At 55.5% G+C, this 13,376-nt stretch carries 11 protein-coding genes and 1 pseudogene; 5 read left to right on the top strand and 7 right to left on the bottom strand.

The genetic code is table 11. From position 1 onward, the window contains the following. The first annotated feature begins 394 nt into the window (after window positions 1-394). Entirely contained in the window at window positions 395-1,633 is a 1,239-nt protein-coding gene (locus WH277_RS22015; protein ID WP_133841221.1) for an Nramp family divalent metal transporter, read from the top strand. A 111-nt stretch (window positions 1,634-1,744) separates the two neighbouring features. On the opposite strand, the gene WH277_RS22010 is transcribed toward WH277_RS22015, so the two are convergent. Together WH277_RS22010 and mgrA are read right to left on the bottom strand one after the other, a co-directional pair. Beyond that, window positions 1,745-2,053 (bottom strand): DUF2502 domain-containing protein, encoded by a 309-nt coding sequence (locus WH277_RS22010; protein ID WP_339458328.1) that lies wholly within the window; start codon window positions 2,051-2,053, stop codon window positions 1,745-1,747. Between the two features lie 197 nt (window positions 2,054-2,250). Further along, a complete protein-coding gene (gene mgrA, locus WH277_RS22005; protein ID WP_133841223.1) occupies window positions 2,251-3,240 on the bottom strand; it encodes an L-glyceraldehyde 3-phosphate reductase in 990 nt (329 codons plus the stop codon). Window positions 3,241-3,446: 206 nt separating this feature from the next. Between mgrA and WH277_RS22000 the strand changes: the two genes are divergently transcribed. Then, the gene (locus WH277_RS22000; protein ID WP_159336161.1) at window positions 3,447-5,099 is read left to right on the top strand and encodes an alpha-keto acid decarboxylase family protein; all 1,653 of its coding nucleotides are present in this window, start codon (window positions 3,447-3,449) and stop codon (window positions 5,097-5,099) included. A 167-nt stretch (window positions 5,100-5,266) separates the two neighbouring features. Beyond that, a pseudogene (gene glk, locus WH277_RS21995) lies at window positions 5,267-6,232 on the top strand (glucokinase). 33 nt (window positions 6,233-6,265) lie between these two features. On the opposite strand, the gene WH277_RS21990 reads toward glk, so the two are convergent. The 3 genes from WH277_RS21990 to WH277_RS21980 form a co-directional block, all read right to left on the bottom strand. Continuing rightward, window positions 6,266-6,994: a LytR/AlgR family response regulator transcription factor gene (locus WH277_RS21990; protein ID WP_133841226.1), complete on the bottom strand. Its 729-nt coding sequence runs from the start codon at window positions 6,992-6,994 to the stop codon at window positions 6,266-6,268. Window positions 6,995-7,008: 14 nt separating this feature from the next. Continuing rightward, window positions 7,009-8,691 carry a LytS/YhcK type 5TM receptor domain-containing protein gene (locus WH277_RS21985; RefSeq protein ID WP_133842099.1) on the bottom strand — a complete coding sequence of 561 codons (1,683 nt, stop codon included), beginning with the start codon at window positions 8,689-8,691 and terminating at the stop codon, window positions 7,009-7,011. A gap of 184 nt (window positions 8,692-8,875) precedes the next feature. Continuing rightward, window positions 8,876-10,126, bottom strand: coding sequence for a DUF1479 domain-containing protein (locus WH277_RS21980; protein WP_339506928.1), 1,251 nt, complete (start codon window positions 10,124-10,126; stop codon window positions 8,876-8,878). A 123-nt stretch (window positions 10,127-10,249) separates the two neighbouring features. Between WH277_RS21980 and WH277_RS21975 the strand changes: the two genes are divergently transcribed. After that, window positions 10,250-10,777, top strand: a complete 528-nt coding sequence (locus WH277_RS21975) for a GNAT family N-acetyltransferase (RefSeq protein ID WP_339506926.1) — start codon at window positions 10,250-10,252, stop codon at window positions 10,775-10,777. Window positions 10,778-10,895: 118 nt separating this feature from the next. Further along, the gene (gene alaC / locus WH277_RS21970; protein WP_133841229.1) at window positions 10,896-12,131 is read left to right on the top strand and encodes an alanine transaminase; all 1,236 of its coding nucleotides are present in this window, start codon (window positions 10,896-10,898) and stop codon (window positions 12,129-12,131) included. Window positions 12,132-12,174: 43 nt separating this feature from the next. Here alaC and ypdK read toward each other — a convergent pair whose 3' ends face one another. Both ypdK and WH277_RS21965 read right to left on the bottom strand, forming a co-directional pair. Beyond that, entirely contained in the window at window positions 12,175-12,246 is a 72-nt protein-coding gene (gene ypdK, locus WH277_RS28795; protein WP_133842100.1) for a membrane protein YpdK, read from the bottom strand. A gap of 99 nt (window positions 12,247-12,345) precedes the next feature. Further along, the gene (locus WH277_RS21965; protein ID WP_339506924.1) at window positions 12,346-13,374 is read right to left on the bottom strand and encodes an HlyD family secretion protein; all 1,029 of its coding nucleotides are present in this window, start codon (window positions 13,372-13,374) and stop codon (window positions 12,346-12,348) included. Window positions 13,375-13,376: the final 2 nt, after the last annotated feature.

Raw genomic sequence — 13,376 nt, 5'->3', positions numbered from 1 at the left:
GTAACAAGAACCGGAAAAACGAGATCTATACCGCAATATAACAATTCCCTATTGCATCAGATTTCAGAAAAGCTTGAGCCGTCACATGTTTTCAACGGATTTGAACCCATTACGTTACGTTCAGGCACTTTAATGCTCGATTCTCTAATGCTTTGCAACACTCTTTTGCTGAAAAAATGACCCCTTAGCTGGTAAGTGATTTCCGAATACCCTACAGTGAAAACGGTTGCTGATTTTTTGGCTATGCCGTAATTTATTCCAAAGTATAGCCAGTGCTATACTTCATAGTACTGGCTATCACTGCAATCAGAATAACCGTTCTAAATGCACTTGATAATCATTATCAAATAAAGGCACTATCGTTGCCGGGTGAATCGTCTCAGGGGTAACAACTATGTTCGGAAGCCGCACTGCGGAGCAGAACATTCGCAGTAGTCGTAAAATCAAATTTGCCTTAATGGGGCCAGCCTTTATTGCGGCAATTGGCTACATCGACCCCGGCAACTTCGCAACCAATATCCAGGCAGGGGCTTCCTACGGCTATACCCTGCTGTGGGTGGTGGTGTGGGCGAACATTATGGCGATGGTCATCCAGCTGATGTCAGCCAAGCTGGGCATCGCCACCGGCAAAAACCTGGCCGAGCATATCCGCGACCGCTTCCCCCGTCCCGCCGTCTGGTTTTACTGGGTGCAGGCAGAAATTATCGCGATGGCGACCGATCTTGCTGAATTTATTGGCGCTGCGATCGGTTTCAAACTGGTGTTCGGCGTCAGTTTGTTACAGGGCGCGATGCTCACCGGGGTCGCCACCTTCCTGATCCTGATGCTGCAAAGTCGCGGCCAGAAGCCACTGGAGCTGGTGATTGGGGGGCTGCTGCTGTTTGTTGCCGCCGCTTATGTGATCGAGCTGTTCTTCTCTCAGCCGAAAGTGGTCGATTTGCTCCAGGGAATGGCCGTGCCTTCGCTGCCCACGGCAGATGCCGTATTACTGGCGGCTGGCGTGCTGGGGGCGACGATTATGCCTCATGTCATTTATCTGCACTCGTCGCTGACACAAAAAGGCGATGGCGCCACGCGGACTGAGCGTTACGCCTCCACCAAACTGGACGTGGCGATTGCGATGACTATTGCGGGTTTTGTTAACCTGGCGATGATGGCAACGGCAGCGGCGACGTTTCATTTTAGCGGTCACAGCGGTATTGCTGACCTTGACCAGGCCTATCTGACCCTTGACCCGCTGCTGGGTAAAGCCGCCGCCATGGTGTTCGGTCTGAGCCTGCTGGCTGCCGGTTTATCATCTACGGTGGTGGGGACCATGGCAGGTCAGGTGGTGATGCAGGGCTTTATCCGCTTCCATATTCCACTGCTGGTGCGGCGCGTGGTCACCATGCTGCCTTCCTTTATTGTGATTATGGCGGGCTGGGAGCCAACACGCATTCTGGTGATGAGCCAGGTGCTGTTAAGTTTTGGTATTGCGCTGGCGCTGGTGCCACTGCTGGCCTTTACCGGCAATCGTGAGCTGATGGGCGATATGGTGAACTCGCGTCTGATGCAGAATGTCGGCCGCGCCATTGTGGCCGTGGTGGTGGTGCTGAATGGTTATCTGCTTATCGCGATGGCGATAAATCTGTAGGGGCCAGGCATGCCTGGCCCATTTATCTGGGGCCGGGCATGCGACATGCTGTTACCAGCGGTCGTGACGGTCGCGTTCATGATGACGTCGCTCATTCTCATGATGGCGCCATTAGCGGCGACGATCGTGGTCGCGCCAGCGACGTTCCCGCTCCCACTCCTGATGACGGCGCATTTCTTCATGACGGCGCCACTGCTCGTGTCGCCACCAGCGGCCCTCATCGTAGCGATAATTATTACGCCACCAGTGATTGTCGCGCCAGCGGCCGCCATCCCAGTAACGTCCACGATCGTCGCGATCGCCTAAATGCAGTGTAATGCCAGGCGCCAGTGTAATACGGGCGCTGTCGGCGTGAGCTGTGTGCATCGCCAACGGGGATAAACTTGCCAGCAACGTGGCAACAAGCAATAAGCGTTTCATATTATCTCCTTTATCAGTGGTCTGACTTCCCCACCGTAGGAGCACAATATAAACACTTCATCGCCGTTACGCCTGGCGAACTCTGAAAAAACAGGGAACAGGTTGATTTGGGATTTATCTGGAGGGAGCAGAGGCGGGGTTAACGGTAAGGGCCGATCTTTTTATTGATCGGCCCTGATAGCGGGCGTACTGAAATATTAACCGAGAATCGTTTCTATCTCAGCCAGTTCATCGGCGCTAAAGCGACGGTTACCCAGCATCTGCACCGCATCATCAATCTGACTGGTTTTACTGGCACCGATCAGCACCGAGGTGACCCGGTCGCCGCGCAACACCCAGGCCAGCGCCATCTGCGACAGTTTCTGCCCACGGCGCTGCGCCAGCGCATTCAGACGCTGAACTTTATCCATCTTCTCTGGCGTCAGTTGATCACCACTCAGGAAGCGACTGCCGCTGGCGGCACGGGAATCCTCAGGGATACCGTTAAGATAGCGGTCGGTCAGCATGCCACCGGCCAGCGGTGAGAAGGCGATGCTGCCAACCCCCTGTTCTGCCAGCACATCCAGCAGTCCTGTTTCCGGGGCGCGTTCAAACATCGAATACTTCGGCTGATGGATCAGGCAAGGGGTTCCGAGTGCTTTCAGCAGGGTGATCGCCTGCGCTGCTAACTCTGCCGGGTAGTTAGATAACCCAACGTACAGTGCCTTACCCTGGCGTACCAGATGGTCAAGGGCGGTCATGGTCTCTTCCAGCGGTGTTTCCGGGTCCGGGCGGTGATGATAGAAAATATCCACGTACTCCACGCCCATACGTTTCAGGCTCTGGTCGAGGCTGGAAATCAGATACTTGCGCGATCCCCAGTCGCCGTAAGGGCCATCCCACATGGTGTAACCGGCTTTGCTGGAAAGCACCAGTTCATCACGCAAGGCGCGGAAATCCTCACGCAGGATGCGGCCAAAATTTTCTTCAGCCGAACCCGGAGGGGGGCCATAGTTATTGGCCAGATCGAAATGAGTGATACCGTTATCAAAAGCATGACGCAGCAGGTCACGACTGTTATCTACGCGGGTACTGTCACCAAAGTTATGCCACAAACCGAGGGAGATGGCCGGGAGCTTCAGGCCGCTGCGCCCGCAGCGGTGATAAGTCATTGTCTCGTACCGCTGGGCATCTGCTTGATAAACCATGAATAAATCCTGTTGTTAAAACGTTGGGGTCGTTGAACAGCATAGTAGTGTATACGGTTACACTGAATGAAATCGGGCGGCGGATCGCAACTTAAGGATAATTCCTGGCCCGTAACGATCTGTTGCCATTTCACCCGGCATCTTTCCGATAACAGAATGAAAATAATCACCAATACTGAGAACAGAAGCCACAGAGGAGCAGGGCGATGAACAGCTATACGGTGGGTGACTATCTGCTTGCGCGGTTAAATGAAATCGGTATCGATCACCTGTTTGGGGTGCCCGGTGATTACAACCTGCAATTTCTCGATCATGTGATTGATCATCCCCGGCTGGCCTGGGTCGGCTGTGCCAATGAACTGAATGCGGCCTATGCTGCTGACGGTTATGCCCGCTGTCGCGGCGTTGCGGCGCTGCTGACCACGTTTGGCGTCGGTGAGTTAAGCGCTCTGAACGGCGTGGCGGGCAGTTATGCTGAATATCTGCCGGTGATTCATATCGTCGGCGCACCGTCGCAAACCTCACAGAACAACGGCGAACTGCTGCATCACACGCTGGGTGATGGCGATTTCGGTCACTTCCTGCGTATGCATCAGGAAATCGCGGTGGCCACTACGGTGCTTACCGCCGACAACGCGGCGGCAGAGATTGATCGTGTCCTGTTGTGTGCATTAACCGAGCGCCGCCCGGTCTATCTGCTACTGGCAACCAATGTGGCGGAAAGTCCGTTGCCGCCGCCTGTTGATCCTCTGACACTGGCCCGGGAAATCGATCGGGAACAGCTCGCCGCCTTTGCGGATAAGGCTGAAAGCCTGCTGGCCGCGGCGGGCAGCGTGGCGATGCTGGCGGATTTTCTCGCCGACCGTGCCGGGCAACAGCCCCTTTTACAGCGCTGGCTAACGGATATTCCGATGCCGTTTGCCACGCTGCTGATGGGTAAAAGTGTGCTGCCGGAAACCCAGTATGGCTTTGCCGGAACCTATGCAGGATCGTCCAGCGCTGAAAGTACCCGGGCCGTTATTGAGCAGAGCGATGTGCTCATTGCGATTGGCGTGAAATATACCGACACCATTACCGCCGGATTTACGCAAAACATCACCCGCAGTCGGACCATTGATGTTGGCCTGCACGGCTGCCGGATAGCCGAACGTGATTTTCCGCGCATACCGATGGCGGCGGCGCTGGCGGTGTTACATCAACTGGCACGCCAGCATGGTCGAGGCTGGCAGCGGGGGATTGTGGCACCGCCGGAAATGGACAGCGCGAGTTCGGACAGTCTGATACAAAGCACGTTCTGGCTGGCAATACAGGACTTTCTGCGCCCTGGCGATATCGTGCTGGCCGATCAGGGGACGGCGGCATTTGGCGCTGCCGCGCTGCGTTTACCTGAAGGGGCACGTTTGCTGGTGCAGCCGCTGTGGGGATCGATTGGCTACACGCTGCCGGCCGCTTTCGGTGCCCAGACCGCGCAGCCGCAGCAGCGTGTGGTGCTGATCATCGGTGACGGATCGGCGCAGCTGACGGTGCAGGAGTTGGGTACCATGCTGCGTGACGGGCAAAACCCGGTGATCTTCCTGCTGAACAACGACGGCTATACTGTCGAACGTGCCATCCACGGTGCACAGCAGCGCTATAACGATATTGCCCCCTGGGACTGGACGCGTCTGCCGCAGGCATTGAACGTCGACAGTCAGGCGCAGAGCTGGCGTGTGACGCAAACGGTACAGCTGCGGGAGGTGATGGCGCTGCTTGAGGCGCCATCACGCCTGTCGCTGGTGGAAGTTGTACTGCCACAGCAGGATATTCCGCCGCTGCTGGCGTCTGTCACGCAGGCACTGCATCAGCGTAACAGCCGATAACCGCCGTTTGACTCGCAATTCAGACAGTTGCCCGTGGGAAAGGGACACTAATCCCGTTAAGGTAGCCATTATCAGATTTAACGCTCACCTTTTTCCCGGTGAGCGTTGTTGTTTTAGCGGGGGAAATTTATAGTGTGTCTAATTGACTTGAGCGGAGCAAAACAATAATGACCAGCTATGCCTTGGTGGGTGATGTCGGCGGCACAAATGCGCGTCTGGCACTGTGTGAAGTTGAGAGCGGTGCTATTTCACAAGCCAAAACGTTTTCCACAGCAGAGTATGACAATCTGGAGGCGGTGATCCGCGCTTATCTCGATGAGCAGCAGCAGGACATCAAACATGGCTGTATCGCCATTGCCTGCCCGATCACTGAAGACTGGGTTTAAATGACCAACCACGACTGGGCGTTCTCTACCAGCAAGATGAAAGCCAGCCTGGGCTTTGAAACGCTGGAAATCATCAACGATTTCACTGCGGTATCCATGGCCATCCCGATGCTGAAGGAAGAGCATGTGTTGCAGTTCGGCGGTAAATCGCCGGTGCAGGACAAACCAGTGGCCGTGTATGGCGCAGGAACGGGCCTGGGCGTGGCACATCTGGTCCATGTTGATAAGCGCTGGGTCAGCCTGCCGGGGGAAGGGGGGCATGTTGATTTCGCCGCGAACAGCGAAGAAGAAGACCAGATCCTCGAAGTGCTGCGCGAAGAGTTGGGCCATGTGTCTGCCGAGCGTATTCTCTCCGGTGGCGGGCTGGTGAATCTCTATCGGGCGATTGTTAAATCAGATGACCGGGTGCCAGAAAATCTGAAACCACGTGATGTGACCGAACGCGCCTTGCAGGACAGCTGCACTGACTGCCGTCGCGCCCTGTCCATGTTCTGCGTGATTATGGGCCGTTTCGGTGGCAACCTGGCGCTGAATCTGGGCACGTTCGGCGGTGTTTATATTGCCGGGGGCATTGTTCCGCGTTTCCTGGAGTTCTTCAAAGCCTCCGGTTTTCGTGCAGCATTTGAAGATAAAGGCCGGTTTAAAGATTACGTCTCCGGCATTCCGGTTTACCTGATCACCCACGATCAGCCAGGCCTGCTGGGCGCGGGTGCGCATCTGCGTCAGACGCTTGGTCTGGTACTGTAATTCCCGCCTGTACAAGGCAACGGATGCGGATAATTACAGCCGCATCAGTTGCCGAAACTCTTTCACCTTGCTGCGACTCACCGGCACCTGGAACTCAAGATCGCGTAGTTTGAGAATATAGGTGTTGTTAAACCAGGGTTCGATCTCACGAATTTTGCTGAGATTGACGCAGTAGGATCGGTGGCAACGGAAGAAATACTCATCCGGCAGCCGCTGACAAAATTCCGTCATGTTCATCGACATCACATACTCTTCGCGCCGCGTATACACAAACGTCAGCTTTTCATGGGCTTCCGCGTAGTAGATATCATTAATATCGGTGACGATAATGCGTTCGTCTTTCACCAGATTGATGGTGTGCGGCGCAGGACGTGTGGCCGCCGGACTGAGCGAGGCGCTGCTCTGCACGTGATTTTCCAGCTTACGCAGCAAGGTAATGAGGCGCATTTCGGACCAGGGCTTCAGAATGTAGTCGAATGCCTCCAGCTCAAAGGCTTCTACCGCATGCTCTTTGTAGGCCGTAATAAACACGATCAGCGGTTTATTGGCGAATTTACTGATATTTTGCGCCAGCAGCATGCCATCAAGTGACGGGATATTAATATCCAGAAAAATCACGTCGACCTGATGGGTTTGCAGATACTTCAGCACGTCCAGCCCGTCATCAAACGTTGCTTCAATGGTGATCTGGCTATGCTCGCGGATCAGCCAGCTCAACTCCTGTTGGGCCAGAAACTCGTCTTCTACAATGATTGCTTTCACGTCATACCTCGGGTTCAGGCCAAAGAAATACTGGGTTTTTCTGGCAAACCTGCACCATTTTTACTGATATAGAAGGCAATCTCCGTGCCGGGATTCAGGCGGTGAATGTGCAGTCCTTCACCGTACAGCAACTTCACCCGGTGATGGACATTCAGCAGCCCGATTTTATTCCCCGGCATCTCATTACGTTCCACCCGTGCAATCACATCTTCACTGATGCCCTGCCCGGTATCCCGCACCGCAATGCGCACCCGGTCGCCCAGGTCGTGAATACTCAGGGACACCACGCCTTTCCCCCGGAAGGGATGGATGCCGTGCATGATGGCATTCTCCACCAGCGGCTGAATGAGCAGGCTGGGCAGTGAGCAGTTGACGTCCTCTTCGATATCATAGATGACCGTCAGCTTATCCCCGAAGCGGGCCTGCTCGATGGCAATGTAGTCCTTCACCTGGTAAAGCTCCTTCTTGATATCAATGATCTCGTCATCGTTCAATTCCAGGTTATAGCGCAGATAACGGGACAGATTGGTAATGAGCTGGCGCGCGGTGTCCGGATTGATGCGGATGGAAGAGGAGATCGCATTGAGGGCGTTAAACAGGAAATGCGGGTTAATTTTGCTCTGTAATGCCCGCAGTTCAGCCTTGTTAGCCATTTCTCGCAGCTGTTCCGCGCGCGAGACTTCCAGCTGGGTCGAGATAATCTGCGACAGGCCCACCGCCATCTCCTTCAACGACCAGGTGATGCGGTGAGCATGGCGGTAGTAAATTTTCAGCGTGCCGGTGACTTCGCCTTTTTCCCATAGCGGAATGACGATCATCGAATGAATTTCAGGGGTGCGGTGGGCTTCATCATTGTTTTTGATGATGATCTTCCCTTCCGAAATCGCAGCCGCCGTGGTCGGGCTGATGCCATCATCACCGTCGCGGTAGTTCTCTTCTCCCACACCAACATAGGCGAGGATCTGGGTGTTGTTGGTCATTGCCACCGCATCGGCATTGATATCATCACGAATAATGTGGCACACCTGGCTAAGAGACTGGCTGTTAACCTGGCGGAACAGCGGCAGGGTCTTATTGGCAATATCCAGCGCCAGCTTGGCCTGGCGGGCGGCAATGGCTTCTTTTTCTCCCTCCACGCTCTGCACCAGCAGAACGATCAGCCCGATGCTGGCCGCACCGAGGATCATCGGAATGGCGATTTCCGAGACAATATCCAGCCCCAGCGCAGTCGGGGAGGCCCAGACGACAATCAGCAGCATGGTCAGTGATTCGCAGGCCATCCCGCCAATAATGCCAATGCTCCAGCGCTTCTCCTTGACCACTTTCAGATTGATCCAGCCGGAGACCACCCCGGCGACAATGCTGGTGATCAGGCAGGGCACCGAGGTGACGCCATCAATGTCGATCAGGAAGCGGTGCGTCCCGGCAATCACCCCGGTCGCAATGCCCACCCAGGGGCCGAACAGGATCCCGCCGGACATAATCGCAATGGTGCGAACGTTAACCAGTGAGCCTTCAACGTTGATCCCGGTCCAGGTACTGAACAGCGCAAACAGCGAAAAAATGGTGGTGACGGCGATCAGTTCCTGGCGCGAATGCTCATCTTTTTGCAAGAGCTGGCGGAAATGGCGGGTACGGGTAATGAAGAACAGGCAGATTAACATCAGCGCTGCGCGGTCAAACACGGCGAGCAACATCTCAAACATCGAATGCACGGGCGTCTCGGCTGGTGGGGATAATGTGCCTATGATAGGGAATGTGGGGGGGATGTGCCAGGCATCAACGTGGTGCAATGCGCAAATCCCCTGCGTAGGGGTCAGGCATACCTGACCCGGGGTGATCCAGGACGAGGCGTGCCTCGCCCCTACGCCACAATTAATGTTAACCGTCCTGGGATAGCATCTGTTTCCTGCCTGATGGCGTCAAATCGTCTTCCGTCGCCCGGCCAGAAAAATCGACTTCAAAATTATCCGCAGCGAAATCCGGTGGCGAACGCCCGTCGACAAAGGCGGGCCACTGGCGTTGCAAATAGGCGGCATTCTTTTCGCACCAGGGGGCCGCAGCGATATACATCACATTGCTGTCAAACTCACCCAGATGTTCATTCTCCACCGCATGCACCACGTCGCAGTGCCAGAACACCGTGTCACCCGGTTCCATATCAGGAATAGAGGAAAAACCTTCAAGTAAAAGAGGATGGAACTTTTCACTGACCGATAAGGCACGCCCTGGCGCGGCACCGCACAGATCATCGTCTGCCACATCATCCTGTAGTGCGCGCAGTAAAATCCATGCCATCGCATTGGCAATTGGCAGCAGTTTCAGCGTACCGCCGTGTTTGCGCTGCGGTGTCAGCGCTGTCCAGCCCTGGAACGTACGGAACATTGAGCAGACGGCGGGAGAGGGGAACTCTCGCACCTCGGTGCGCCCTTCGGCATCAAATGGATTATATTGCTGCCAGTGGCCGCTAAAGACATGGCGGTAAACGTGACGGAAATTCTCATCCAGCCAGCGCTCCAGTGAGCCGCCGTCAATGTGCGGCGACAGGCCCAGCGAGCCAGAATGAGGGGGACGGCGGCGAATACGGTCGGCGTAGCTGACACTACGCGTGGGATCAAAATGCTGTTTGCCCGCGCTTTCGGTCTGCCAGAGGGAATTGAGGAACACCTGTACCGCCTGCATCCGCGCATCCTGACGCGCCTGCACCTGCGGCTGTGACCAGTAAACGCCATAAATCTGCGGTTTTCCCTGCTTCAGATCGCCAAAGTAATTATCCTCCGCCGCATTTTTCAGCTTCTCAACAAACTGATTGTCATCAAGATAGCGGCCAATATCCGTGTTCCACTCCGTGGCCTGCGCGCGGGGGAAGACGCCACGCACCGTGCAGCAGCCGCGCTGGCGGATGCGTTTTTTTTGCTGTTCTGTGACGTGATGGTTCAGGATATCGTTGGCATCAAGTTCCGGCACCGGATGTTCGCCGCGCTGCTGTTCTGCCTTAAGGGCATGGATCTGGAGGCGCATCTCGTCATCCAGCTCGGCAAAGACGGCGCGGTAGTGGGGAAGCTGCTGGCGTAGCTGCTGTTTTATCGTGCGAATCGCATCCGGGATATTGTCAATTTTGAGATGGGACATTGTCGTTCTCCTGTGACAAATTCATTATCATGGCCTTACTGCTGCGGATCATTACACGGCGAAAAAGCGGCAGATAAAAGAGATGTGTTCTTTGTGGTTTTTCCCCTTTTAGCGAGATGGCTTATGCAACTCACGACTGAGCGACTGATCCTGACCCGGCTACAGCCGGAAGACTGGCAGCTGTTCCTGGCGGTACACAGCGATGAAACCTGCATGAAATTTATCAGCGCGGTGCCGCAACTGGCCGATATCCGCCAGCGTTTTCATGACCGTCTGGCTCCCTGGCAGATCACCAGCTTCCACATGCTGTGCCTGGTGGCGCGGCGCAAAGAGGATGGCCGGGCTGTGGGGCTGATGGGAGCTAACCCGGAGTGGGCACCGCATCGTCAGGCGGAAGTCGGTTACTCACTGTTGAACGACTGTTTTGGTCAGGGGTACGGCAGCGAAGCGCTGGGCGCGCTGTGTGATTTTCTCTTCAATGAGTGTGAGTTTCACAAGTTGAAAGCGCAGGTGGTGGAGGGGAACCATGCTTCGCGCCGCGTGCTGGAAAAAAACGGCTTCACGCTGGAAGGGACACTACGGGATAATTACCTGTTACGTGGCAAATGGGTGAATGACTGGCTGTTTGGGCGCATTAACCCGGCCCAGTAAAAAATTTTATTCTGCCTATCGACAGGTTACAGAAAGGTAAGATATGTTGATTCCTCGACCACCGCAGTGGTCAGCGTCGCTCGGATGGTCCGGGCGCTTACGTGAATCAGAGGTTGCTATGACTGACAATAATTCCCCACGCCGTTTTTCCCGTATTGAACGTCTTCCCCCGTATGTTTTTAACATTACCTCCGAATTGAAGATGGCAGCCCGTCGTCGCGGTGAAGATATTATCGACTTCAGTATGGGTAACCCGGACGGCCCGACGCCGCCGCATATCGTGGAAAAACTCTGCACCGTGGCGCAGCGCGAAGACACGCACGGTTACTCCACCTCACGCGGTATTCCCCGCCTGCGTCGTGCGATTTCACGCTGGTATGCCGACCGCTACCAGGTGGACATTGACCCCGAATCGGAAGCGATTGTCACCATTGGCTCCAAAGAGGGGCTGGCGCATCTGATGCTGGCCACGCTCGATCACGGCGATACCGTGCTGGTGCCGAATCCGAGCTATCCGATCCACATCTACGGGGCGGTGATCGCCGGCGCGCAGGTGCGCTCTGTACCGCTGGTAGCGGGCGTCGACTTCTTTAACGAGCTGGAACGCGCCATTCGCGAAAGCTATCCGAAGCCGAAGATGATGGTCCTCGGCTTCCCGTCAAACCCGACCGCGCAGTGTGTGGAGCTGGACTTCTTTGAGCGGGTGATTGCGCTGGCGAAACAGTACAACGTGCTGGTGATCCACGATCTCGCCTACGCCGATATTGTCTACGACGGCTGGAAAGCCCCGTCTATCATGGAAGTTCCGGGCGCACGTGATGTGGCGGTGGAGTTCTTTACGCTGTCCAAAAGCTACAATATGGCGGGCTGGCGTATCGGCTTTATGGTGGGTAACAAAGAGCTGGTGTCTGCGCTGGCGCGTATCAAAAGCTACCATGATTACGGCACCTTCACCCCGTTGCAGGTGGCGGCGATTGCGGCGCTGGAAGGCGATCAGCAGTGCGTACGCGATATTGCCGAGCAGTATAAACGCCGCCGTGACGTGCTGGTGAAAGGTCTGCATGAGGCGGGCTGGATGGTGGATAACCCGAAAGCATCGATGTACGTCTGGGCGAAAATTCCCGACCACTATGCGCACCTGGGATCGCTTGAGTTTGCCAAACTGCTGTTACAGGAGGCGAAGGTGTGTGTGTCGCCGGGTATCGGCTTTGGGGATTACGGTGATACGCACGTGCGCTTTGCCCTGATTGAAAACAGCGACCGTATTCGTCAGGCGGTCAGAGGCATTAAAGCGATGTTTCGGGCTGAGGGTATTTTAGCGAGTGCCACAAAAAGCGGCGAAGACGACGTCTGAAAACAGTAAGGGTCAGGTTGTCCTGACCCCTTCACTTTTATCCCTACACCATCAGATAGAAAGTGCCAACCCAGATTAACAGGATAAAAGAGATTCCCATCAAAGCATATTTCACGAACAATTCCTCTAAACGCCTAAAACAGGCAGGATCGGACGCTAATCTACCCGCATTCCCTTGCGAAATAAAGGTGATTGTTCTGGGATCTTTCTCACATTAATGCATTTCTAATTCTGGAACGACGGACATACCAACGCGCAGTCGTGGCAGGTCTGACTGGCCCGGTTCCAGCACGATTTTTACCGGCAGACGCTGTACGACTTTGGTGTAGTTTCCGGTCGCGTTATCAGCAGTAATCGCCGCAAAAGTTGAACCTGTAGCAGGGGCAATACTGTCAACATGGCCGCGCAGCGTCACGCCTGGCAGGGCATCGACCGTCACTGAAACGGGTTGCCCCTGGGTCACATGGGCCAGCTGGGTTTCAAGAAAGTTTGCCACCACATAGCTTTGCTGCAAGGGGACGACCGCCAGCAGACGTGTCCCCGCTGCGACCCACGCCCCCTGACGCACGGCCCGCTGGCCAACGCTGCCTGAAATCGGTGCGGTAATCTGCGTATAGGAAAGGTTGAGCTGCGCCTGATCGACGCTGGCCTGCATCGCCGCAATGTCCGCATCCGCCTGCTTCACGCTTGCCTGCAAGACGGCGACTTCTTTGCGTGCGGCCAGTACGGCAGCCTGGCTCTGCTTAACCTGCGCTGCCGCACTTAACATCGTTGAACTGGATTTCTGTTGCTCATCGGCGGTCGCGGTGCCGCTTTTCAGCAGGCGACGATAGCGGTCAGCATTTTGTCCTGCGTAGTTCAGCGTGGCCTGGCTGGCGCTAACGGCTGCTTCGGTCTGGGCGATGGTCGCTTTCTGCTGCTCCAGTTGGGCTTCTATGCTGCTGCGTTTCGCTTCGCTGACCTGAAGATTGGCGTTGGCGGTTTCCAGTGCCACACGATAGTCGCGGTCATCAATGGTGGCCAGCACATCACCGGCTTTCACCTGCTGGTTGTCAGTCACATTGACCGTGCGGATATAGCCGGACACTTTGGGGGCCACCAGCGTGTAGTCAGCGGCGATCACGGCATCATCGGTCCGCAGGTGATGGCGATTGATCGCTGACCAGATGAAAAAGGCGACGGTCAAAAGTACCAGCAGCAGCAGTACCAGCAAAGAGGTGCGTTTAGCAGGTGTGAAACTCATTG

Source organism: Erwinia sp. MYb416 (assembly GCF_037479575.1).
GTDB classification, from domain to species: domain Bacteria; phylum Pseudomonadota; class Gammaproteobacteria; order Enterobacterales; family Enterobacteriaceae; genus Erwinia; species Erwinia rhapontici.
Note: the sequence above shows the minus strand (reverse complement) of the source record. Positions and strands in the feature narration are given on the sequence as shown.

Excerpts from the sequence above, each read along its gene's own strand:
- WH277_RS22015 (WP_133841221.1), top strand. The coding sequence starts at position 395 with ATGTTCGGAAGCCGCACTGCGGAGCAGAACATTCGCAGTAGTCGTAAA.
- WH277_RS22010 (WP_339458328.1), bottom strand. The coding sequence starts at position 2,053 with ATGAAACGCTTATTGCTTGTTGCCACGTTGCTGGCAAGTTTATCCCCG.
- mgrA (WP_133841223.1), bottom strand. The coding sequence starts at position 3,240 with ATGGTTTATCAAGCAGATGCCCAGCGGTACGAGACAATGACTTATCAC.
- WH277_RS22000 (WP_159336161.1), top strand. The coding sequence starts at position 3,447 with ATGAACAGCTATACGGTGGGTGACTATCTGCTTGCGCGGTTAAATGAA.
- WH277_RS21985 (WP_133842099.1), bottom strand. The coding sequence starts at position 8,691 with ATGTTGCTCGCCGTGTTTGACCGCGCAGCGCTGATGTTAATCTGCCTG.
- WH277_RS21980 (WP_339506928.1), bottom strand. The coding sequence starts at position 10,126 with ATGTCCCATCTCAAAATTGACAATATCCCGGATGCGATTCGCACGATA.
- WH277_RS21975 (WP_339506926.1), top strand. The coding sequence starts at position 10,250 with ATGCAACTCACGACTGAGCGACTGATCCTGACCCGGCTACAGCCGGAA.
- alaC (WP_133841229.1), top strand. The coding sequence starts at position 10,896 with ATGACTGACAATAATTCCCCACGCCGTTTTTCCCGTATTGAACGTCTT.
- WH277_RS21965 (WP_339506924.1), bottom strand. The coding sequence starts at position 13,374 with ATGAGTTTCACACCTGCTAAACGCACCTCTTTGCTGGTACTGCTGCTG.